This window comes from Flavobacterium quisquiliarum, assembly GCF_019308285.1.
GTDB lineage: Bacteria > Bacteroidota > Bacteroidia > Flavobacteriales > Flavobacteriaceae > Flavobacterium > Flavobacterium quisquiliarum.
In genome coordinates, this window is sequence record NZ_WWEM01000013.1 from 151,481 (window position 1) to 172,709 (window position 21,229).

The following is a 21,229-nucleotide window of genomic DNA, read 5'->3' on the forward strand; positions in this document are numbered from 1 at the left end:
TGACAATGAAAACTATAAACCTTCTTTTATTCTTTTTTCTGTTTAGTTATGTGGCAAAGGCGCAAGATAAATCTGCTTCTAAACAAACAAAAGACACGATTCGTGAGACAAAGATTTCATCTATTACAGAACCTAAGCCTGTTCAACCTACTAAAATCATAATATGTGCTCCTTCTAAATCTGAGCTTATGCAAATTGTATACGTTTTAGACGGAAAGATTATTGACAAAGTAGAATTTAGTAAAATCAATCCCAAAACTATTGAATCTGTAAAGGCGTTAAAGATGAACGAAGCAAAATCAATTTATGGAGAACGAGGAGCAAACGGAGCAATTATTCTGACCAGCAAAAAATAAACTAAAAATAATTTCTATTCTACAATAGACGTTTAATGTTCTTAGCCCAAATTGTAAATTACAATAATTAATAAATATTGTATTACATTTGGGCTTTTTTCAAAATATTAATTTTTTACACTCATATGAACCCTATTTTAAGCCAAAATCTATTTTTAGTAAAAGAACATGTCGGAATGTTTAAAGCTGCTAACAACTACGACATTTACGATCCGCAGACGAATCAAATCATTATGAACTGCCGTGAAAACAATCTTGGTTTCTTTACCAAAGTATTGCGTTTTACAGATTATAAAAGAGCTACTCCATTTAATATTGAAATCACAACCGCATCTGGCGAAAAGATAATTACTGTAAGAAGAGGCGTTGCCATCTTTAGATCGACAGTGGAAGTCCTTGACGAAAAAGATCGTTTGATTGGAACTTTCAAACAAAAATTCTTTTCTATAGGAGGAAAATTTGAAATCTTAGATAAAAATGAAAGACCTGTTGCTACTTTACAAGGAAAATGGACAGGATGGGATTTTAAATTCTCGCATGAAAACAAACAATTGGCTCAAGTAAGTAAAAAATGGGCGGGATTAGGAAAAGAGTTTTTTACAAGTGCTGATAATTACGTTCTTCAAATTGAAGAGAATGTAGCTGCTGATAGCCCGTTGAGACAATTGATTTTAGGAGCTGTCATGTGCATTGACATGGTTCTGAAAGAATAACGAAAAGTTGTTAAACTTAGATTAAGAAAACACTTTAAAGCATCATTTTAGTTTGCAAAAGCTTATTTTTGTAAGACTTAAAATGATGCTTTCTGCATTTCAAAAAATTACCATCATGACCGACTTAAAAAATAAAAATGCACTTATTACAGGTGCTGGAAAAGGAATTGGAAAAGCTGTTGCCATTGCATTGGCAAAAGAAGGTGTAAATCTTATTTTAGTTTCTAGAACCAAAAGTGATATTGACCAATTGGCAGAAGAAACTGCAAAACTAGGCGTAAAAACTTTGGCTCTTTCTGCTGATGTTTCTGATATCGCTTCTATCAATTCAGCTATTGAAAAAGCAATTGCCGAATTTAAAAGTATTGACATCCTAATTAACAGTGCTGGAATTGCTTCTTTTGGAAAATTCTTAGAGTTAGAACCAGAAGCATGGGAAAGAATTATTCAGGTAAATTTAATGGGAACTTACTACACCACTCGTGCCGTTATCCCAAATATGATTGAAAGACAAACTGGAGATATTATTAATATTTCTTCAACTGCAGGTTTAAACGGAAACGCTTTGACAAGTGCTTACAGTGCTTCAAAATTTGCTGTTTTAGGTTTAACCGATTCTTTGATGCAGGAAATGAGAAAACACAATATTCGTGTTACGGCTTTAACGCCAAGTACCGTTGCGACAGACATGGCAAAAGACTTAAACTTAACCGACGGAAACCCAGAAAAAGTAATGCAATCTGAAGACATGGCCGATTTGATTATTGCACAGTTAAAATTAAACAGAAGAGTATTTATCAAAAACAGCAGTATTTGGTCTACTAATCCTTAAAAAATTAAATTCCAATTTTTTGAAATTCCAAATTCCAATCTCAAAGTAATTGGAATTTGGAATTTTAGTATTTGACACGAGTGTCAGCGAACTGGCGAAGCAATTTAAAAACAATTATGATGGAACAATATTTAAGACAATTGGTCGAAATAGAATTTCAGGATAAGAAAGAAATCTTCAGCGGATTTTTAATTGATTATTCTGATGATTGGATTTTACTCCGAAATAATCCAGTAGATTTTGTTTTGGACGGTTTTGTTATTTTGAGAAATAAAAATATTGAAGCTGTAAATCGTGATCATGATTTGGCTTTTACAGAAAAAGTAATTCGTCTGAAAGGATTAAAAATTAATTCTGACGATATTATTCCAATCAAAGATTTAGCTTCAATAATTAATTACGTTTCTGAGAAATATGGCGTTTTTCAGATTGCCAAAAAATCATCAAAATCAGCTTATTTAGGAAAATTAATAGAATTAAATGAGGAAGAATTGAACATTAACTTTTTAGATACTCGCGGTCAATTTGGAGGAGAGTTGAGCTTTAATCCGGAAAAAATTCGAGTTATTGAATTTGATACGGATTATATTAATTCTTTGAAATTGGTGGTTTCTGAGGATCAGAAATAGATTTTTCATGTAATAAAAAAAAACCTCATAGTTTTAAAGAAAAACTATGAGGTTTTTGTCATTTCGACCGAAGGGAGAAATCGCACTAGAAAATCGACAAAGATTGGCGATTATGCATGTGGAATTTCTCGTGTGATTTCTCCCTTAGGTCGAAATGACAATACTTAGAGTATGTTTATTTTTAAGCTTCCGCCAATTTATTTAAAAACTTTAAACGAACACTTCCGTCTTCGTCTATTTTTGTTAAATTGATTTCCTGTAAAGTATTGACCAATTCTGGATTCCAAGGTGTTTTTACTTTTACGTAGTTTTCAGTAAAACCGTGAATGTATCCTTCTTTATTTTCGCTTTCAAAAAGAACCGTTCTGTTTGTACCTAACTGACTTTCGTAAAAAGCACGACGTTTTTTAACGGATAACCCGCGGAGCATTTTACTGCGTTTTGCTCTTACATTTGAAGGAACAACACCTTCCATATCTACCGCTTCAGTGTTATCTCTTTCTGAATAGGTAAAAACGTGTAAATACGAAATATCTAAATCATTTAAGAAATGATAGGTTTCTAAAAAGTGCTCATCTGTTTCTCCAGGAAAACCAACAATTACATCAACTCCAATACAGGCGTGAGGCATTACTTCACGAATTTTATTAACACGATCAATATACACTTCACGTAGATAACGACGTTTCATTAACTTCAAAATATCATTGCTTCCAGATTGCAACGGAATATGAAAGTGCGGTACAAAAGTGCGGCTTTTAGAAACAAATTCTATTGTTTCGTTTTTCAATAAATTCGGTTCGATTGAAGAAATTCTTAAACGTTCAATTCCTTCTACTTTATCTAAGGCCTGAACTAAATCTAAAAAAGTATGTTCGTGTTTTTTATTTCCGAATTCGCCTTTTCCATAATCTCCAATATTTACACCAGTTAAAACAATTTCACGGATATTCTGTGCTGAGATTTCTTTGGCATTTTTCAATACATTTTCTAAAGCATCACTTCTAGAAATTCCTCTTGCTAATGGAATAGTACAATAGGTACATTTATAATCACATCCATCCTGCACTTTTAAAAATGCTCTTGTACGATCTCCTATAGAATAACTTCCTACATAGAAATCGGCTTCAGCAATTTCGCAAGAGTGAACTTCTCCCATATCGTTCTTGCTCAAATCATGGATATAGTCTGTAATTTTAAATTTTTCTGTAGCTCCTAAAACCAAATCAACTCCATCAACTGATGCTAGTTCTTCTGGTTTTAATTGCGCATAACAACCAACAGCGGCAACAAAAGCTTTTTCATTTAGCTTCATTGCTTTTTTGACAACCTGTTTAAATTGTTTATCGGCATTTTCTGTTACAGAGCAGGTATTGATGACATAAATATCTGCAACATCTTCAAAATCGACGCGGTCAAAACCTTCGTCATTAAAACTTCTGGCAATTGTAGAGGTTTCTGAAAAATTCAGTTTACAACCCAGCGTATAAAAGGCTACTTTTTTTCTATTTTCCATAACTTGTCTTAAATTAATGAAATCGTTGTCAAAAAATTTAAGGCTGCAAATTTACAAACAATATTCATCAAAAGAAAGCGATTAATTTACTTCGAATCAATAAATTGCATCTACTGTTAATTTAGAAACATTCAAAAAAGGCTAAATACTGCATTTTTTTTATAAATCTTCACTTTTCAGGCTTCACTTTTTAACAATTCAATAAGAATAAAATGACAAAATAATCGATTAAATGCAAAATTAATCGATTAAGTACATTTTTTATTAATATAGATTCAAAATTTCTTACATTTACCTTTGTTATAATTCTTTGGTAAATTAAATTCAGATTTAAGAATTTTAACACGCTTAAATTAATTTAATAATAATTCAGACATAACAATTTTGAATTTTAACCGTTATGTTGTTGTTTTGTGTTACAAAATGAAATGGGAAAGCCGAAAACCAAAGAGAGTAGGCAACAATTATAATAACAAATACCACTTTATGAAAGCATTTTTACCCACAATCTGCTTGATGTTCTTAACCATTTTTAGTTCGCAAGCGCAAACTAATGCCCCTGCTGCAAATGCAAATCCATTTCCTTCTATTAGTACATTAACAAATTGGGCGAGCTTGAACTCTCAACAACAATTTGATGTTGCTATTCGTGCAGTTGGATTTAAATTTGAAGTTAAAGAACCAGGTGAAGGATCAACAGCTTATACCTACATTCGTAAAGTAACGGTTAACGATGTAAACTATACGGATAGAATTGTGTACAGAATTACAAACAATAATTCGGCAAGTATTATCTCATTAGTTACTGCTTCTACTGATTTAGTGAGTTTATATACTCCGCAATTGAGTACTTTTAAAAATAACAACTGTAAAACAGAAATGTCTAAAGACAAAAATACTACTTGCAGCTGTTACGAAAGTGCTAATTTTGCAATCGACCTTTGCGACGAGCGTGTAAAATTAACTATGGGTGACGGAAACAAATACTTCGTTTCTGTAGCTAAAAAATAATTATAACTCTGATTTGTTTCCAAATCTTTACTGACTTTGTAAGTATGTAAAGATTTGGAATGCATTTCTTAGTTTGAGTTTGGATTTGTGAGTTCGTACCAAACTTCGATTTCTCCTTCATATTCGAAAGAATTCACAAAATGGAAACCTAGTTTTTCTAAAATTTTTCTTGAGTTTTCATTTCCTGCATCAGCGTAAGCATAAAGTTTTTCTACTTTCATTTCGTTAAAAGCGTAATCGACAAAAGCTTTTCCAGCTTCAGAAGCATATCCTTTTCTCCAATATTTTTCAATAAAACGATATCCTAATTCGTAAAAGTTTTTATGATTATTGATTTCATTGGTAATATATTTTATTCCAGACCAGCCAATAAATTCATTATTTTCTTTTAGAACTACAGCCCAGCGACCAGTTCCAAAATCAGCATATTGTTTCTGAATATTCTCAATCATATCAATACTCTCCTGAATATTCTTTACGGGATTGTTTCCAACAAAAAGATGCACATTCGGGTTCGAATCCAATTCAAACATGCCGCCTGCATCAGAAAGTATTAATTCTCTTAAAATCAAACGTTCGGTTTCTATTGGATTCTTCATTTTTTCTAATTTAAAATATAACGTTGTACTACCTCAGCAACACCATCATTATTATTTGAAGCTACAATTAAATCGGCTTTATCACGCAGTTCCGGCGTTACATTGTCCACCCAAACTCCCAAACCAGCATATTCAATCATTGTTAAGTCATTTCCTGCATTTCCTACGGCAATAATTTCACTTTGAAGAATTCCCAGCTTATCAGCCAAATATTTCAAACTTGCCGCTTTATCAATTCCTTGCTGTGCCGCTTCTAAGAAAAAAGGTTTCGACATCGAAACACTTAAATGTGGCATCGCTTCTATTAAATAATTTTCGACTGTTTTTAAATAGGAAGGTTTTTCAAGTAAAATACATTTTACCGCAGGTCGGTCTACATACTCTTTAAAGCTTGTCACTTTACGATGTGTCATTCCTGTAATTTCTTTTTCGACTTCAATGTATTCAGAATCTGTCTCACTTATAATTTCATCATTTAAATAAGTGATAATATCTGTTTTCATTTTAACGCTGTAATCGTATAAAGCATGAATTTGCTCTACAGTAAGCTTTTGTTCAAACAAAACCAAATCGTCTTTTACACGGCTTATTATAGCGCCATTAAACGAGATAATATACGAATCGTTTAAATCTAATTCCAATTCCTTAGCATAAGCCGTCATAGCAATTGTAGGTCGGCCAGAAGCCAAAACCACATACACTCCTTTTGCCTGTGCTTCCAGGATAACTTTTTTGTTTAAGGCTGAAATTCTATGATCGTCTGTCAACAAGGTATCATCCATGTCGAGCACTAACATTTTGTATTGCATATTTTTTTAGTTTCCAGTATTCAGTATTTAGTATTCAGTCGTAGTTTCGAATTACAGCATAAAACTGTGACTAAATGCTGAACACTGAATACTATTTAAAGACTCATTCTAAATTCTTCAATAACAGGATTTGCTTTTGCAAAATCAGTTTCTTGAATAAAAACCTCAACAGCCAAATCTGTTTGTCCAAAACCTCCTAAACGAGCCGATTGAATATTATCTTTTTTTACGGTTTCTACACCCGCTTCTTCTAATCTTTCTTGTAAAGCAATTGCTAATATTTCACTGCCCGAAAACACCTTCATTAATCCCATGATATTTATTTTATTCTAATATTATTTTTAATTGTTTTTGAAAATCTTCATTTTCGTTTACACCAATATGCTCCTGATTTTTCAATGGATAAAAATAAGCATTTGATTTTAAAAGCTTTTTCAATCTAATCGAATTTTCACAAGGAATTAACTGATCATCCGTTCCATGAAAAATATAAATTGGCGTTTTGATTTTTGGCAGGTATTCATTGGTCTCTAAACTAAATTTCTTCATGAAATCAGGAAAGAGTGGCACTCTTGAACTTGATAATTCTAAAAAATTATAATACGGAGCTTGAAGAATCAAAGCTTTTGCTTTATTTTCTGAAGCCAATTTTGCTGCAAAGCCGGAACCTATGGAATATCCTGCAATTATAATTTTGTTTTCAGAATATCGTTTTAATAAAGATTTATATACAATAGATATATCTTTACTTACTTGCTCTTCATTTTCAATTTCGCCTTCACTTTTGCCGAAACTTCTATAGTCTAAAATAAAAATATCATAACCTAATGATGTATAAATTTTAGCTATTTTACCCCAAGTTTCTAATGTCCCAGCATTTCCATGAAGATAAAAAACTAAGCCTTTTGAATTTTCAGCTTTGAATAACAATCCATTCAAAACAGCTCCATCAAATGATTTGATATTGATTTCTTCAAATTTATGCTGATAATCAAACTTATAATCTTTTGGTAATCTTGATGCGTGAAAAACTAAACCGACTTGATTGAAATAAACATAAGAAATTATTAAAAGATAAATAATTACAAAAAAGCACAAAAGTACCATTGATAAGAATTTAAGTGTTTTAAAAATCTCCATTAAGTTTATCTTATTAAGTTTTAAATAAAAGTGGCAGCTTACAATATTTAATGTAAACTGCCACTGCAAACTGTAACTATAAATTATTCTTCTTCGATATCGTCTTCTTCTTCATCAAGCTCCTCTCCATCCTCATCCATATCAAATAAATAAGGCTCAACTAACATCTTATCTGCCAAAATTTCGATACGTTCAGTTAAGGTTTCTGTAAAGATCAAACGCTGTGTTTTGGCAATACTACCTGAAATACGCATAATTTTTGTTTCGTGGCGCAGTCTCAAAATAGGATCTGCATCATCCAAAATAAGCATTTTTAAGCGGTTTACGTTATAACCCGCCGTGCTAAACATATCGTTTAATTTGGTTGGCGTTCCAATCAAAACATCTATTCCTGTAGAAACATAGTTTTTATCGTAATCCATGTCTCCTTTTTCGTTTACACCATAAACTTCCAAGTTGGTGTATTTTCCATACTTTTCAAAAAGCGCAACCATTTCCAAAACCTTCGCTTTGTCTTCAACAAAAATCAACGCACGAGGCGATTCTTCTGTTTTACCAGCCAATTGCTGAATCACATTTAAAACAATCGTAGTTGTTTTTCCACTTCCTTTTGGCGAAACAATTACACAGTCGGCTCCACTTTTTATGGTCGAGAAAGTTTCCATCTGCAAAGCATTCGCTTCGGTCAAACCATTTTCGATTAATCCGTCTTGTAATTTTTCGTTTATTTTTTTTAGTTTCATGCTTAATTTTAGATTTATGATTTTAGAATTTAGATTCTAAATCATTATTTGCTTGCGAACATTTTCACATCACTTTCAGAGATTTCGCTTCCTCCTAAAATGATTAATCTTTCTACTACATTTCGCAGTTCACGAATATTTCCTGTCCAATCGTATTCCTGTAATAATTGTATGGCTTGCGCCGAAAATCCTTTTACAGCGTTTCCTTGCTCCGAAGCAATCTTCTCTGCAAAATGCTTAATTAAGGCTGGAATATCATCACGTCTTTCATTCAATGGCGGTACTTTAATTAAAATTACAGCCAGACGATGGTATAAATCTTCGCGGAAACGACCTTCAGCAATTTCTGTTTTCAAATCTTTATTAGTTGCCGCAACAACGCGAACGTCCACTTTAATATCTTTATCGGCACCAACTCTTGTAATCATACTTTCTTGAAGCGCTCTTAAAACTTTAGCTTGCGCCGAAAGACTCATGTCTCCAATTTCATCCAAGAAAATAGTTCCTTTGTCTGCTGCTTCAAATTTTCCTGCACGATCTTTCACTGCCGATGTAAAAGCACCTTTTACATGTCCAAACAATTCACTTTCGATCAATTCACTTGGAATCGCCGCACAGTTTACTTCGATTAAAGGAAAACTAGAACGCTCACTTTTTTCGTGTAATTGATGTGCTACTAATTCTTTTCCTGTTCCGTTTGGGCCTGTAATTAAAACTCGGGCTTCGGTTGGAGCTACTTTATCAATCATTACTTTAATGTGATTGATAGATTCGCTTTCTCCGATCATTTCGTAATTCTTACTGACTTTTTTCTTTAGGATTTTATTTTCAACAACTAATTGTTTTTTGTCTAAAGCATTACGCACTGTATTCAGCAAACGATTTAAATCTGGTGGTTTTGAGATATAATCAAAAGCTCCTAAACGCATGGTTTGAATAGCCGTTTCCATATCTCCGTGGCCTGAAATCATAACCATCGGAATTTCTGGTTTTATTTTTTTTACTTCTTCTAAAACCTCAACACCATCCATTTTTGGCATTTTGATATCACACAAAACCAAATCGTAATCGTTGTTTTTTATTTTTTCAAGTCCAGCAACACCATCTTCAGCTTCATCAACCTGATACGAATCATTTTCTTCTGATAAAATTTTTACCAAAACTCTTCTGATTGCTGCTTCGTCTTCGACAATTAGTATTTTACTCATTCTTTTTTAAGATACTAAGATGCTAAGATTCTGAGATTCTGAGTTTTTTTTCAGCTAAAATCTTAGCATCTCAGAATCTTAGAAACTTAGAATCTCTAAGTTAATATTTAAGCCATTTATACAATTCCTTCCAGCTTGGTTTTTTACCATACATTAAAATACCTACACGGTAAATTTTTGCCGCAAACCAAACGACAAGGAAAAAGGTTGCAAACAATAATGATACCGAAATTGCAATTTGCCACCACGGCACGCCAAACGGAATACGCATTAACATTACAATTGGCGAAGTAAGCGGAATCATAGAAAATATAACTGCTATACTTCCATGCGGATCGTTTACCACTGTAAAGAATCCAATATATACACTTAAAATTAATGGCATTATGATTGGCAGTAAAAATTGCTGTGAATCGGTTTGATTGTCTACTGCAGCTCCAATTGCTGCATAAAATGAACTGTACAAGAAATAACCTCCAATAAAATAAACTACAAATCCAATTAAAATACTTGCGATTGGCAGATTCCACATTTCAGCAATATACATTTGTGCCGATCCTGATAATTGATGCTGCGCTGACTGCATCATTTCTGGCGAAATTCTTGCAGTTGGCCCAACATTAACACCAAAAAATGCAGAAGCAGCAAACATTAATCCCAGACCGATAATCGCCCAAATCATAAACTGAAGAATTCCGGCTAATGAAGTTCCTACAATTTTTCCAATCATTAACTGAAATGGTTTTACTGATGAAATAATGATTTCGATAATACGATTTGTTTTCTCTTCGATTACACTTCGCATGACCATATTTCCGTAGATGATAATAAACATCATAATAAGATATCCAAAAGCACCACCGATACCAATTTTAATTTCATTCAAACCTTTTAAACTCTCTTCTCCAGAAGCTTTAACCAAATGAATATTTACTTTTGACTGTGCTTTCTGAATTGCCAAAGTGTCTAGTTTTGCTTCTTCCAGATTTAGTTTTGTGATTTTTTCGCCAATAATATCCTGCGTGCTTTCAATAAAAGAAATACTTGGACTGTTATTAGAAATAAATTCAATTTTACTTTCTAAGTCATTAACATTAGCTGTTTTTGGAATCACAATTAAACCGCTGAAATTTTCTTTTGTAATACTGTCTTTTAAAGCTTTTACTTCAATTTCAGATAAATTATAGTATTTAAATTCCGCTCCTTTTTTATTTTCCTTTAAAAAATCTGAGACAAAAATTCCGGTTTCATCATGAATAGCAATTCGTTTGATTTCCGCTTTCATTGAACTCAAATAACCAATAAATACCGCAATCGCCACAAATAAAAGCGGACTCAAAAAAGTCATGACAACAAAAGATTTATTGCGGACTTTGGCAATAAATTCTCTTTTTATAATTAATGAAATAATACTCATTTCTTGATTTTAGATTTTAGATTGTTGACTTTAGATTTTTAAATTTCAGGATTAATTCTGAAATCTAAAATCTGAAATCTAAACTTTATTTTCAGTAACTGTTTGAATAAAAATATCGTTTATACTTGGAATTTTCTCTACGAAATGTGTTACTTGTCCACGCTGTGTCAAAACATTTAGTAATTCATTTGGTGCGGCATTTCCAATTTCGATATTCAATTTCAAATCATCATTCAACGATTTAAAATTAGCAGGCGAAACCGTAAATTTTTGTGTAATATCATACATTAGGCCTTCAACATTATTGGTCAAAATTCCTACTTCAAAACTATTGGTTCTAAATTGGCGTTTTACATCTGCCACTTTACCTTCAATCAATTTATTTGATTTATGAATTAAAGCTATATACTCACACATTTCTTCAACACTTTCCATTCTGTGCGTCGAGAAAATAATTGTAGAACCTTGTTCTTTCAAAGCTAAAATTTCATCTTTAATAATATTAGCATTTACAGGATCAAATCCAGAAAAGGGTTCATCTAAAATCAACAATTTAGGTTTATGTAAAACACAAACGACAAACTGGATTTTCTGCGCCATTCCTTTAGAAAGTTCTTGAATTTTTTTATTCCACCAGCCTTGAATTCCTAAACGATCAAACCAATAATCCAATTGTTTTTTGGCTTCGGCTTTAGAAAGTCCTTTCATTTGCGCCAAATACAAACACTGCTCTCCTACTTTCATAGAACTATACAAACCTCTTTCTTCTGGAAGATAACCAATAGTTTGTACGTGTTTTGGATGCAATTTTTCTCCATCCAAAATTACTTCGCCACTGTCTGGCAACGTAATTTGATTAATGATTCTGATAAGGGAAGTTTTTCCAGCTCCATTAGGACCTAAAAGTCCATATATACTGCCTTTGGGCACATTTAATGAAACTTCGTTAAGCGCTACATAATCGCCGTATTGTTTTACGACCTTATGTACTTCAAGTAAGTTACTCATGCTATTTTGTTGATTTACTGCGTTGCTTTGCCAATTCTGGTTCAGCGACTGTAAAAGTAAATAATTCGAAATGAATTTATGTCATATTAAACAAAAAACCCATTCTAATTTGTACTTAGAATGGGTTTTAAATGTATTTAGACTTTTAAAAAAAGTATAGATTATGAGAACATATCTTTTACTTTTTCAAAGAATGATTTCTCAGATTTCTCTGGACTTGGAGCAAAATGCTCGTTGTTTAAAGCATTTTCAAAAAATTGTTTTTGTTCTTTGTTCAATGTTTTTGGTGTCCAAACATTTACGTGAACCAATAAATCTCCGCTTCCGTAACCGTTTAAACTTGGAATTCCTTTTCCTTTTAATCTTAAGATTTTTCCAGACTGAATACCTTCTTCTAATTTAATACGAACTTTTCCGTTGATTGCTTCAATATCTTTTGAAGCTCCCAAAACAGCTTCAGGGAAACTGATGTACAAATCAAAGTGAACGTTTTCACCTTCACGCTTCAAGAATTCGTGCTCAATCTCTTCAATTGCCACAATTAAATCTCCAGGAATACTGTTTCCTGGTGCATCGTTACCTTTGTTAGCAACTTTTAACTGCATTCCGTCAACAACTCCAGCAGGAATTTTGATTGATACTGTTTCATCTTCCTGAACCATTCCCTGTCCATCTGCTTCAGAAGGTTTTTTATCTAAGATCTGACCAGAACCACCACAAGTAGGACAAGTTGACGCAGATTGCATTCTTCCTAAAATGGTATTGGTTACACGCATAACCTGACCTTGACCGTTACAAGTTGTACATGTTTTATAGGTTACGCCTTTAGCCTGAACTTTACGTTTTACTTTTACTTTTTTCTCCACTCCATTTGCAATTTCTTCTAAAGTCAATTTTACTTTAATTCGAAGATTGCTTCCTTTTGCACGGCGAGGACCTCCGCCTCCGCCTCCGAAACCGCCAAATCCGCCACCAAAAATATCACCAAACTGGCTGAAAATGTCATCCATGTTCATCCCGCCATGACCACCGCCAAATCCGCCAGAACCATCAAATGCTTGATGACCATATTGATCGTATTTCGCTTTTTTCTGTGGATCACTTAAAACTTCATAAGCTTCTGCCGCAAGTTTAAAGTTTTCTTCTGCCTCTTTGTCGCCTGGGTTTTTATCCGGGTGATATTTCAAAGCACTTTTTCTGTAAGCTTTTTTAATTTCGGCAGCATCAGCATTTTTTGAAATGCCTAGTATTTCGTAAAAATCTTTTTTCATAATTAGGTTTAAATTGCTACGCCATTCGCTAGCGCTCTAGTCCAAATTTTAAAATTCCAAAACCTAAAACGGATTCGAAATTTTTATTTGCATTTTAGTTTCCAACTACAACTTTAGGGAAACGAATGATTTTGTCTCCTAATTTGTATCCTTTTTCAATTACATCAACAATTTTACCTTTTAATTTGTCAGACGGAGCTGGAATTTGGGTAATTGCTTCAGCAACATCAGCATTAAATGCATCGCCTGCCTGTATTTCAACTTGCTCTAATCCTTTAGAAACTAAAGTGCTTTTTAATTTTTCGTGAATTAATTCAACACCTTTCTTCAAATTCTCATCATCAGATTTGTTGATTTCTACAGCTGCTCTATCAAAATCATCTAAAACTGGAAGCATTGCCAATAAAACTTCTTGGTTTGCTGTTTTAAATAATTCAAGACGCTCTTTTGAAGTTCTTTTTTTGTAATTTTCAAATTCAGCGAATAATCTCAAAAACTTATCTTTTTCTTTAGCCAAGTCTTGAGCTAATTGCTCTTCAACACTTAATTCTTCAACAATTAACTGCTCTCCGTTGGCATTTTTTTCTAACGTTACATCGTCTAATTCCTGATCGAATTCTGTATTTTCCGTAGTCATATTACTTTTATTTTTAAAAATATTTTTAAACTTCATTTTTATTTCTTTGGTGTTAGATTGCAAAAGTACTGCCAAATCTTATAAAATGTCAAATTGTCACTTTATTAATTATGAGACTTTTAAAAAGCGAAAATAGTCAAATAAAATTTAGTATAATTTTAAGACTATTACGTTATAGTTTGTTTTATCTTTGATTGAGAAAAACAAAAATTTTTACCACCAAAATTGAATTTAAGGGTTGGCTTTGGCCTCAAAATAATTATTAATTCAAATTTACCTTATATTAAAAAAAGCTTCGCCTATAGAGACGAAGCTTTTTTTTATGTTTTCCTCATCTTTAAATCTATTAATGGAATGACAAAACCTGAATAGCAAAAAAAATTAACGAAAAGAACGCAAGGTTTTTTACTCTCAAATTTTTATAAAAAATAAAAAAGTTCGCAAAGCTTTGTATAGATAGCTTTGCGAACTTTTTTAAAATTATTCTTAGATAAAAATCTTGCGTTCTTTGCGATAAAAAACAATTGCACGGGCGGAGGGATTCGAACCCCCATCAACGGTTTTGGAGACCGCTATTCTACCCTTGAACTACGCCCGTAACTTGAGGTCGCAAATTAAAAGTATTTTTTCTTCTCCGACAACTATTTCTTGCAGAGATTTCAAAAGAAATTCCTTTGAACACGATATGTCCGAAGCAAAAACCTTTATTTCAAACAGTTAACATACATTTTTATTTCACGCAGATTTTAAAAAGATTTAGGCAGATTAGAGCAGATTATTTTATATAAAATCAAATTAAATCTGCTCTAATCTGCCGAATCTGCGTGAAATATAAAAATCCTTTAAATCTGTAGCAAATCCTTCATTTCAAATAGTTAATCTAATAAAGCATTTTTCAATCCTTCGAAATCTACAGAAACCTGTTCTCCCGTTACTAAATTTTTAAGCGCATAAGTATTAGAAGCAATTTCCTGATCCCCTGTAATTACCGCAAACGGAATCAAACGTTTATCTGCGTACTGAAACTGTTTTCCCACTTTTACGTTATCTGGGTACAATTCTACTTTTATATTTTCTTGTCTTAATTTCTGAATTGCTTTTGAAGCGTACAGAGCTTCTTTGTCTCCAAAATTTAAAAATATTGCTTTTGAAGTTGCCGCAACTGTTTCAGGAAACAGGTTTAATTCTTCCAAAACCAAATAAATTCTATCCAAACCAAAAGAAATCCCAACACCACTCATATTTTTTAAACCAAAAATACCAGTCAAATCGTCGTATCTTCCACCACCGCCAATTGAACCAATCGAAACCGTTTTTGGCGCCGCCACTTCAAAAATAGCCCCAGTATAGTAATTTAATCCACGTGCCAAAGTTACATCTAAGTCTAAAACTGCTGTTGACAATCCTAAATCGGCAACATTGTCACAAATGAATTTCAGTTCTTCCACACCTTTCATTCCTTCTTCTGATGAAGACAATAATTCTGAAAGCTGGTTGATTTTGTCTGCAAAAGTTCCAGAGAAACTAAAAAGCGGCTGCACTTTCACTAAAGCTTCTTCAGAAATTCCTTTTTCGATCATTTCTTTTTTAACGCCGTCTTCTCCAATTTTATCCAGTTTATCAAGCGCAACGGTAAAATCGATTAATTTATCTGAAGCGCCAATAACTTCAGCAATTCCAGATAAAATTTTTCTGTTATTGATTTTAATGGTTACACCTTCTAAACCTAACGATGTAAAAACGGTATCATACAACTGAACCAATTCTACTTCCTGCCAAAGTGACTTAGAACCCACAACATCAGCATCACATTGAAAAAATTCTCTGTAACGGCCTTTCTGCGGACGATCTGCTCTCCAAACAGGTTGAATTTGATATCTTTTGAAAGGAAACTCAATTTCATTTTGGTGCTGTACCACATATCTTGCAAACGGCACAGTTAAATCATAACGCAAGGCTTTTTCAGAAATTCTTCCTGTGAATTTATTCAATTCAATTCTTTGCTCTAAACTGATTGTTTCGGCTGAATTTGTCTGAAGTGCTTCTAAAGATTCTGGTAGTTCAATTTTATTTTTATTGAAGAAAAAATTCCCTGAATTCAAAATTTTAAAAATCAAGCGATCTCCTTCTTCTCCATATTTTCCCATCAAAGTATCTGAATTTTCAAACGAAGGAGTTTCTATTGGCTGAAAACCAAATTTCTCAAAATTAGCTTTTATTGCCTGAATAATATATTGACGTTTTGACACCTCGGCAGGCGAAAAATCTCTTGTTCCTTGTGGAATACTTGGTTTTGAAGCCATCTTCTTTTTTTTTATTTTAAATTTCTGATTTTAGATTTTAGATTCTTTTGAAATCTTAAAAAATAAAACTCGTTTAAGTTATTTCTGTGGATTTATTAAAATTACAAATCGCCTGCAAATATCTTACTTTTTAAAATAAATAATAGCACATTGAAAGCAAACTTGTAACAAAAAACGTATTTTCGTGACAAATTGGTCATGATGCTAAAATTATTTAAAGAAAATATCCGAATTGCGTTTGGTTCCATCAAAACACAATTATTGCGTACTATTCTTACCGTTTTAATTATTGCTATTGGTATTACAGCATTGGTCGGAATCCTTACTGTAGTTTCTGCTTTAGAGAATACCATTTCTACCAATTTTGCTTCAATGGGAGCTAACACTTTCAATATTAATCAATACGAAAACAATGTTCGTAATCGTGGTGGAAAAGAACGTGAAGTGATTAATCCGATTATTTCTTATCCGGAAGCGGTTGCTTTTAAAAACAAATACAAATATCCATTTACAGAAACTTCGCTTTCTTTTACGGCAACTTCAAAAGCTGAAGTAAAATATCTAGACACTAAAACAGATCCAGAAATCACAGTAGTGGGCGTCGATGAACATTTCATTACTAATTCTGGTTTAGAAACTACTTTGGGGCGTTCTTTTAATCAATTTGATATTGAAAACAACACCTATTCTTGTGTCGTAGGTTCCGATTTCGAAAAAGGACTATTGAAAGATGTGAATCCGATAGATAAAATTATTTCGATTCGTGGCGCACGTTTTAAAGTTATTGGTGTTTTAAAAGAAAAAGGTTCCACTTTTGGAAACAGTCAGGATTTACGTGTTTTGATTCCAATTCAGGTGGCAAGATCTTTATTTACTGCTCCAAATATTAACTATACTGTCAGCGTAATGGTTTCTAAAAAAGAGCTTTTAGACGAAGCTGTTGACAATGCCACAAGCACCATGAGAAGAGTTCGAAAACTGAGTCCGGTGCGCGATAATAATTTTGGCATTGGGCGAAGCGACGATTTAATCAACCGTATTTTAGGAATTACAAAATATTTAGGCTGGGCGGCGTGGATTATCTCCGTTATTACCATTTTAGGATCTTCAATCGCTTTGATGAATATTATGATTGTTTCGGTTACTGAACGTACTCGTGAAATTGGTGTCCGTAAAGCTTTAGGAGCCAAAAGATCAACTGTGGCTTTTCAGTTTTTTATAGAAACATTATTAATTGGACAAATTGGCGGATTAGTTGGAATTTTCCTTGGAATTCTTCTTGGTTTCGGAATAGCCACTGCCATGAGTTTTGTATTTGTAATTCCGTGGATGGCAATTTTTGCCGCGTTTGCAACTAGTTTTTGTGTTGCGCTAGTTTCTGGTTTATATCCAGCAATTAAGGCTTCTAAATTAGACCCGATTGAAGCGTTGCGTTACGAATAATTGTTTGAAGCAGCAATAATCGGTTCAAAAGAACCACTTGTCCCGCTATCCGTTGCAATCTTTTGTATTGAACCCCAATACAAAAGGATTTTCACTGCTATCGGGGCTAGATTAGATCTTTCATTTTTTCAATAATTTTCTTTTGCTATATCTATTATAAACTAAAAACAATACTGCTTAAATAATACCTACAAGGTTTTGGAAACCTTGCAGGAAATCATGCGATCGTTGTCGTAAATATCTTTTCTGATCTCCACACTTTTAAAATTCATACTTTCTAACAAATCAACCATTTCTTTTCCGAGATATTGATTGATTTCAAAATATAGTTTACCCGTTCCAAAAAGAGCTTTTTTTGCCAGAGAAGCAATTTTTCTGTAAAAAATCAAAGCATCAGTATCTTCTACAAAAAGCGCTAAATGTGGTTCGTAATCCAGTACATTTTTCTTGATTTCTACTTTTTCCAAATTTCGCACATATGGCGGATTTGAAACAATAATATCAAATTCACATCTTAATTCTTCTTCTTTCAAAATATCCGCCAATACAAAAGTCACATCTACATTATTTCTAATAGCATTTCTTTTAGCCGTTTCAATTGCTTTTTTAGAAACATCAATTGCTACAACTTCTGCATTTGGTAAATTTTTAGCTAAAGAAATGGCAATACAGCCACTTCCTGTTCCAATGTCCAAAATTTTTATTTTTTTAGATCTTTCCCGATTTGCATTTTCATTAATAATCCATTCCACCAATTCCTCAGTTTCTGGTCTTGGAATTAAGACGTTTTCGTTTACTTCGAAATCTAAACCGTAAAAATGTGTTTTTCCTAATAGATATTGAATTGGAACTTCTTTCTTTAAATGCTTTAAGATTTCATCCCAAATAATAAAATCATTCTCTTCAAATGTCAGTTCATGATTTAAAGCCAAATCGATCTGTCGAAGTTTATGTTTTTCTTCCAGAATTAAATAAAAAAAACTTTCCGCTTCGTACGCATCGTAAAAAGGCGATAATTCTTTAATAAATTGAGTGCGGTATTGTTTAATTTTCATTTTATTTTTTTGAACATCCATTATGCAGCTACAGCTGATTTTTTAACTTTTAAATAAGTCTCGTTCATTAAGATTTGTTACATCTTTTTTACAAAACCTTCAACATCCATACCGGGCAAGAATTATGCCCAGTGGAACCTAACGGAGCATCTAAATATTCAAAACCAGATTTTTTATATAATTTTTGTGCCGCATGCATAAAAGGCATCGTTTCGATATAACATTTTTCAAAACCAAAATCCCTGGCTTGTTCCAAACATTCTTCCATCATTTTAGTTCCAATTCCTAAACCTCGTGTTTTTGGAAGAAAATACATTTTCTGCAACTCACAAATTTTAGGATCGCCATTTTCCAAAGGCGCAACTCCGGCACAGCCCACAATTTCACCATCACTTTCAACCACAAAATACGCAGATTTTGCTTTACTATATTCTTCAAACATCAAATCCAAATAAGGATCTTCGTACGCAGTTCCGACTTTTGGTATTTCCATTTCGTCAAAAACTGATCTAATTAAACTCGCAACTGACTGATTGTCTTCTTTTTCAATTGCTCGTATAAGCCAATTTACCATTTTTTTTATTCTAAATCATTATACATACAAAAGTAATTATAGTTTTTCGATACTATTACAACTGACTGTATTGTTTCACAACTTAAGTGTTTTCAGTTAGGGATAAATTCAAAAATAACTACTTTTGCACTGTGAATATACATGAAAAATACATAAAACGCTGTATAGAGCTAGCACAAAATGGGCTTGGAACAACATATCCAAATCCCATGGTTGGAAGCGTAATTGTTTACGAAGGTAAAATTATTGGCGAAGGCTGGCATAAGAAAGCAGGAGAACCACATGCGGAAGTAAATGCAGTAAAATCTGTAAAAGACAAATCGCTGTTAAAAAAAGCTACTATTTATGTAAGCTTAGAACCTTGCAGTCATTTTGGAAAAACACCTCCCTGCTGTGATTTGATTATTGCAAATGAAATTCCGAATGTAGTCGTTGGAACAGTCGACCCAAATGAAAAAGTAGCTGGAAAAGGCATTTTAAAACTAATTGAAGCTGGAGCAAATGTTACCGTTGGCGTTTTGGAAGAAGAATGCAACGAATTGAATAAACGTTTTTTTACCTTTCATCAAAAGAAAAGACCTTATATCATTTTAAAATGGGCAGAAAGTCAAGACGGATTTTTGTCTCCTGAAAAAGTTTCAAATCAAGATCGAAAACCAATTTGGATTACGAATCAATATTCCCGTCAATTAGTTCATAAATGGAGAACTGAGGAACAGGCTATATTAGTCGGAACTCAAACTGTTATAGACGACAATCCTAAATTAAATGCCAGAGACTGGAGCGGAAATAATCCTGTTCGAGTAATTATTGATCGAAATAATAGAATTGAAAATAACAGTTTTGTTTTGGATGATTCCGCCAAAACTATTGTTTTTGTGAATGAGAATATAAAATCATCAACTGAAAACACTCAATTTAAAATAATAGATTTTAATAAAAATATTATGCCGCAGATTTTAGAAGTTTTATATCAAAATCAAATTCAATCGATAATAATTGAAGGCGGCAGGCAAACTTTACAATCTTTTATTGATGAAAATCTTTGGGACGAAGCAAGAGTTTTTGTTGGAAAATCAAGTTTTTTAAACGGAAAAAAAGCACCAATTATTTCAAGAAAAAACAGTATAAAAACAAATATTTTAAGTGACGAATTAATACAGATTAAAAATCATGATTGATGCAATAATTTTTGATTTCGGAGATATTTTTATCAATTTAGACAAACAGGCTACCATTTCTGGTTTACAAAAATTAGGAATGAAAGAATGGAATGCCGACTTTGATCAGTTAAACTTTTCATTTGAAGTGGGAGGTATCTCTCCTGAAGATTTTATTGGAGGTTTTCAAAAACAATTACCAAATGCTTCAAAAGAAGATATTCTAAAAGCATGGAATGCTGTTTTGGCAGATTTCCCTTTTTATCGTTTGGAATTTCTTCAAGAATTATCAAAAAAATATCGTTTGTTTTTATTGAGTAATACCGATTCTATTCACATCAATACTTTTGAACAAAAGAGCGGTGTTTCTTTTTACAAAGATTTTTACAACTGTTTTGAGAAGGTTTATTTTTCTTTTCAAATGGGATTAAGAAAACCTGACCCAAAAATTTATCAAGTTCTTTTAGACAAACACAACCTAGTTCCAGAAAACACTTTGTTTGTAGATGATAAAAAAGAAAACACCGACAGCGCGGCCACTTTAGGAATTAAAGTTTGGAATCTTCAAGTTGGAAAAGAAGATGTTGTGGATTTATTTAGCAAAGGATTATTATAAAAAATATTTTAGCCACAGATTAAAAGAATTAAAAGGATTAAAAAATATGTTGCCACAAATTACACAAATTTGTACCAATTGAATTGGTTTTAAAATTGAAACTAAAATTCGGGGAAATCTGTGTAATTCGTGGCAAAAAAAAATCTATGGAAATCATTATAATCTGTGGCTAAAAAAATTAAAGCTTAA

The 21,229-nt window shown here is 32.6% G+C and carries 22 protein-coding genes and 1 tRNA gene; 8 read left to right on the plus strand and 15 right to left on the minus strand.

Annotated elements, in window-relative coordinates:
- The first annotated feature begins 5 nt into the window (after positions 1–5).
- The 4 genes from GSY47_RS05685 to GSY47_RS05700 all read left to right on the plus strand — a co-directional run bounded on the left by GSY47_RS05685 (position 6) and on the right by GSY47_RS05700 (position 2,530).
- Positions 6–356 carry a hypothetical protein gene (locus GSY47_RS05685; protein WP_179002378.1) on the plus strand — a complete coding sequence of 117 codons (351 nt, stop codon included), beginning with the start codon at positions 6–8 and terminating at the stop codon, positions 354–356.
- A gap of 125 nt (positions 357–481) precedes the next feature.
- On the plus strand, positions 482–1,069 hold the full coding sequence (locus tag GSY47_RS05690; protein WP_179002379.1) for an LURP-one-related/scramblase family protein: 588 nt from the start codon (positions 482–484) through the stop codon (positions 1,067–1,069).
- A 115-nt stretch (positions 1,070–1,184) separates the two neighbouring features.
- Positions 1,185–1,901, plus strand: a complete 717-nt coding sequence (locus tag GSY47_RS05695) for a 3-ketoacyl-ACP reductase (protein ID WP_179002380.1) — start codon at positions 1,185–1,187, stop codon at positions 1,899–1,901.
- 119 nt (positions 1,902–2,020) lie between these two features.
- Complete coding sequence (locus GSY47_RS05700) at positions 2,021–2,530, plus strand: hypothetical protein (RefSeq protein ID WP_179002381.1); 510 nt, start codon at positions 2,021–2,023, stop codon at positions 2,528–2,530.
- Positions 2,531–2,711: 181 nt separating this feature from the next.
- Here the strand turns inward: GSY47_RS05700 and mtaB are convergent, their stop codons facing one another.
- Positions 2,712–4,046, minus strand: a complete 1,335-nt coding sequence (gene mtaB / locus GSY47_RS05705) for a tRNA (N(6)-L-threonylcarbamoyladenosine(37)-C(2))-methylthiotransferase MtaB (RefSeq protein WP_179002382.1) — start codon at positions 4,044–4,046, stop codon at positions 2,712–2,714.
- Between the two features lie 486 nt (positions 4,047–4,532).
- On the opposite strand from mtaB, the gene GSY47_RS05710 reads away from it, so the two are divergent.
- A complete protein-coding gene (locus GSY47_RS05710) occupies positions 4,533–5,057 on the plus strand; it encodes a hypothetical protein (RefSeq protein WP_179002383.1) in 525 nt (174 codons plus the stop codon).
- Positions 5,058–5,125: 68 nt separating this feature from the next.
- On the opposite strand, the gene GSY47_RS05715 is transcribed toward GSY47_RS05710, so the two are convergent.
- The 12 genes from GSY47_RS05715 to hisS form a co-directional block, all read right to left on the minus strand.
- On the minus strand, positions 5,126–5,656 hold the full coding sequence (locus GSY47_RS05715) for a GNAT family N-acetyltransferase (RefSeq protein WP_179002384.1): 531 nt from the start codon (positions 5,654–5,656) through the stop codon (positions 5,126–5,128).
- Between the two features lie 5 nt (positions 5,657–5,661).
- Entirely contained in the window at positions 5,662–6,465 is an 804-nt protein-coding gene (locus tag GSY47_RS05720; RefSeq protein WP_179002385.1) for a Cof-type HAD-IIB family hydrolase, read from the minus strand.
- 95 nt (positions 6,466–6,560) lie between these two features.
- Entirely contained in the window at positions 6,561–6,779 is a 219-nt protein-coding gene (locus tag GSY47_RS05725; RefSeq protein WP_144218269.1) for a putative signal transducing protein, read from the minus strand.
- Positions 6,780–6,789: 10 nt separating this feature from the next.
- The gene (locus GSY47_RS05730; RefSeq protein ID WP_179002386.1) at positions 6,790–7,605 is read right to left on the minus strand and encodes an alpha/beta hydrolase; all 816 of its coding nucleotides are present in this window, start codon (positions 7,603–7,605) and stop codon (positions 6,790–6,792) included.
- Between the two features lie 83 nt (positions 7,606–7,688).
- Positions 7,689–8,348, minus strand: a complete 660-nt coding sequence (locus GSY47_RS05735; protein WP_179002387.1) for a DEAD/DEAH box helicase — start codon at positions 8,346–8,348, stop codon at positions 7,689–7,691.
- 44 nt (positions 8,349–8,392) lie between these two features.
- A complete protein-coding gene (locus tag GSY47_RS05740; protein ID WP_179002388.1) occupies positions 8,393–9,556 on the minus strand; it encodes a sigma-54-dependent transcriptional regulator in 1,164 nt (387 codons plus the stop codon).
- A gap of 100 nt (positions 9,557–9,656) precedes the next feature.
- On the minus strand, positions 9,657–10,973 hold the full coding sequence (locus tag GSY47_RS05745) for an ABC transporter permease (protein ID WP_219071140.1): 1,317 nt from the start codon (positions 10,971–10,973) through the stop codon (positions 9,657–9,659).
- Between the two features lie 78 nt (positions 10,974–11,051).
- A complete protein-coding gene (locus GSY47_RS05750; protein WP_179002390.1) occupies positions 11,052–11,981 on the minus strand; it encodes an ABC transporter ATP-binding protein in 930 nt (309 codons plus the stop codon).
- A 161-nt stretch (positions 11,982–12,142) separates the two neighbouring features.
- Positions 12,143–13,252, minus strand: coding sequence for a molecular chaperone DnaJ (gene dnaJ / locus GSY47_RS05755; RefSeq protein WP_179002391.1), 1,110 nt, complete (start codon positions 13,250–13,252; stop codon positions 12,143–12,145).
- A gap of 94 nt (positions 13,253–13,346) precedes the next feature.
- On the minus strand, positions 13,347–13,925 hold the full coding sequence (locus GSY47_RS05760) for a nucleotide exchange factor GrpE (RefSeq protein WP_179002392.1): 579 nt from the start codon (positions 13,923–13,925) through the stop codon (positions 13,347–13,349).
- Between the two features lie 491 nt (positions 13,926–14,416).
- Positions 14,417–14,487: transfer RNA gene (locus tag GSY47_RS05765), tRNA-Trp, on the minus strand.
- A gap of 277 nt (positions 14,488–14,764) precedes the next feature.
- A complete protein-coding gene (gene hisS / locus GSY47_RS05770; RefSeq protein ID WP_179002393.1) occupies positions 14,765–16,192 on the minus strand; it encodes a histidine--tRNA ligase in 1,428 nt (475 codons plus the stop codon).
- 198 nt (positions 16,193–16,390) lie between these two features.
- On the opposite strand from hisS, the gene GSY47_RS05775 reads away from it, so the two are divergent.
- The gene (locus GSY47_RS05775; protein ID WP_179002394.1) at positions 16,391–17,635 is read left to right on the plus strand and encodes an ABC transporter permease; all 1,245 of its coding nucleotides are present in this window, start codon (positions 16,391–16,393) and stop codon (positions 17,633–17,635) included.
- A gap of 188 nt (positions 17,636–17,823) precedes the next feature.
- Here the strand turns inward: GSY47_RS05775 and prmC are convergent, their stop codons facing one another.
- Both prmC and GSY47_RS05785 read right to left on the minus strand, forming a co-directional pair.
- A complete protein-coding gene (gene prmC / locus GSY47_RS05780) occupies positions 17,824–18,690 on the minus strand; it encodes a peptide chain release factor N(5)-glutamine methyltransferase (RefSeq protein ID WP_179002395.1) in 867 nt (288 codons plus the stop codon).
- An 88-nt stretch (positions 18,691–18,778) separates the two neighbouring features.
- Complete coding sequence (locus GSY47_RS05785) at positions 18,779–19,264, minus strand: GNAT family N-acetyltransferase (RefSeq protein WP_179002396.1); 486 nt, start codon at positions 19,262–19,264, stop codon at positions 18,779–18,781.
- 131 nt (positions 19,265–19,395) lie between these two features.
- Here GSY47_RS05785 and ribD point away from each other — a divergent pair, with 131 nt between their 5' ends.
- The gene (gene ribD / locus GSY47_RS05790) at positions 19,396–20,445 is read left to right on the plus strand and encodes a bifunctional diaminohydroxyphosphoribosylaminopyrimidine deaminase/5-amino-6-(5-phosphoribosylamino)uracil reductase RibD (protein ID WP_179002397.1); all 1,050 of its coding nucleotides are present in this window, start codon (positions 19,396–19,398) and stop codon (positions 20,443–20,445) included.
- Positions 20,438–21,040 carry an HAD family hydrolase gene (locus tag GSY47_RS05795; RefSeq protein ID WP_179002398.1) on the plus strand — a complete coding sequence of 201 codons (603 nt, stop codon included), beginning with the start codon at positions 20,438–20,440 and terminating at the stop codon, positions 21,038–21,040. The genes ribD and GSY47_RS05795 overlap by 8 nt, the downstream gene beginning before the upstream one ends.
- Positions 21,041–21,229 lie beyond the last annotated feature (189 nt).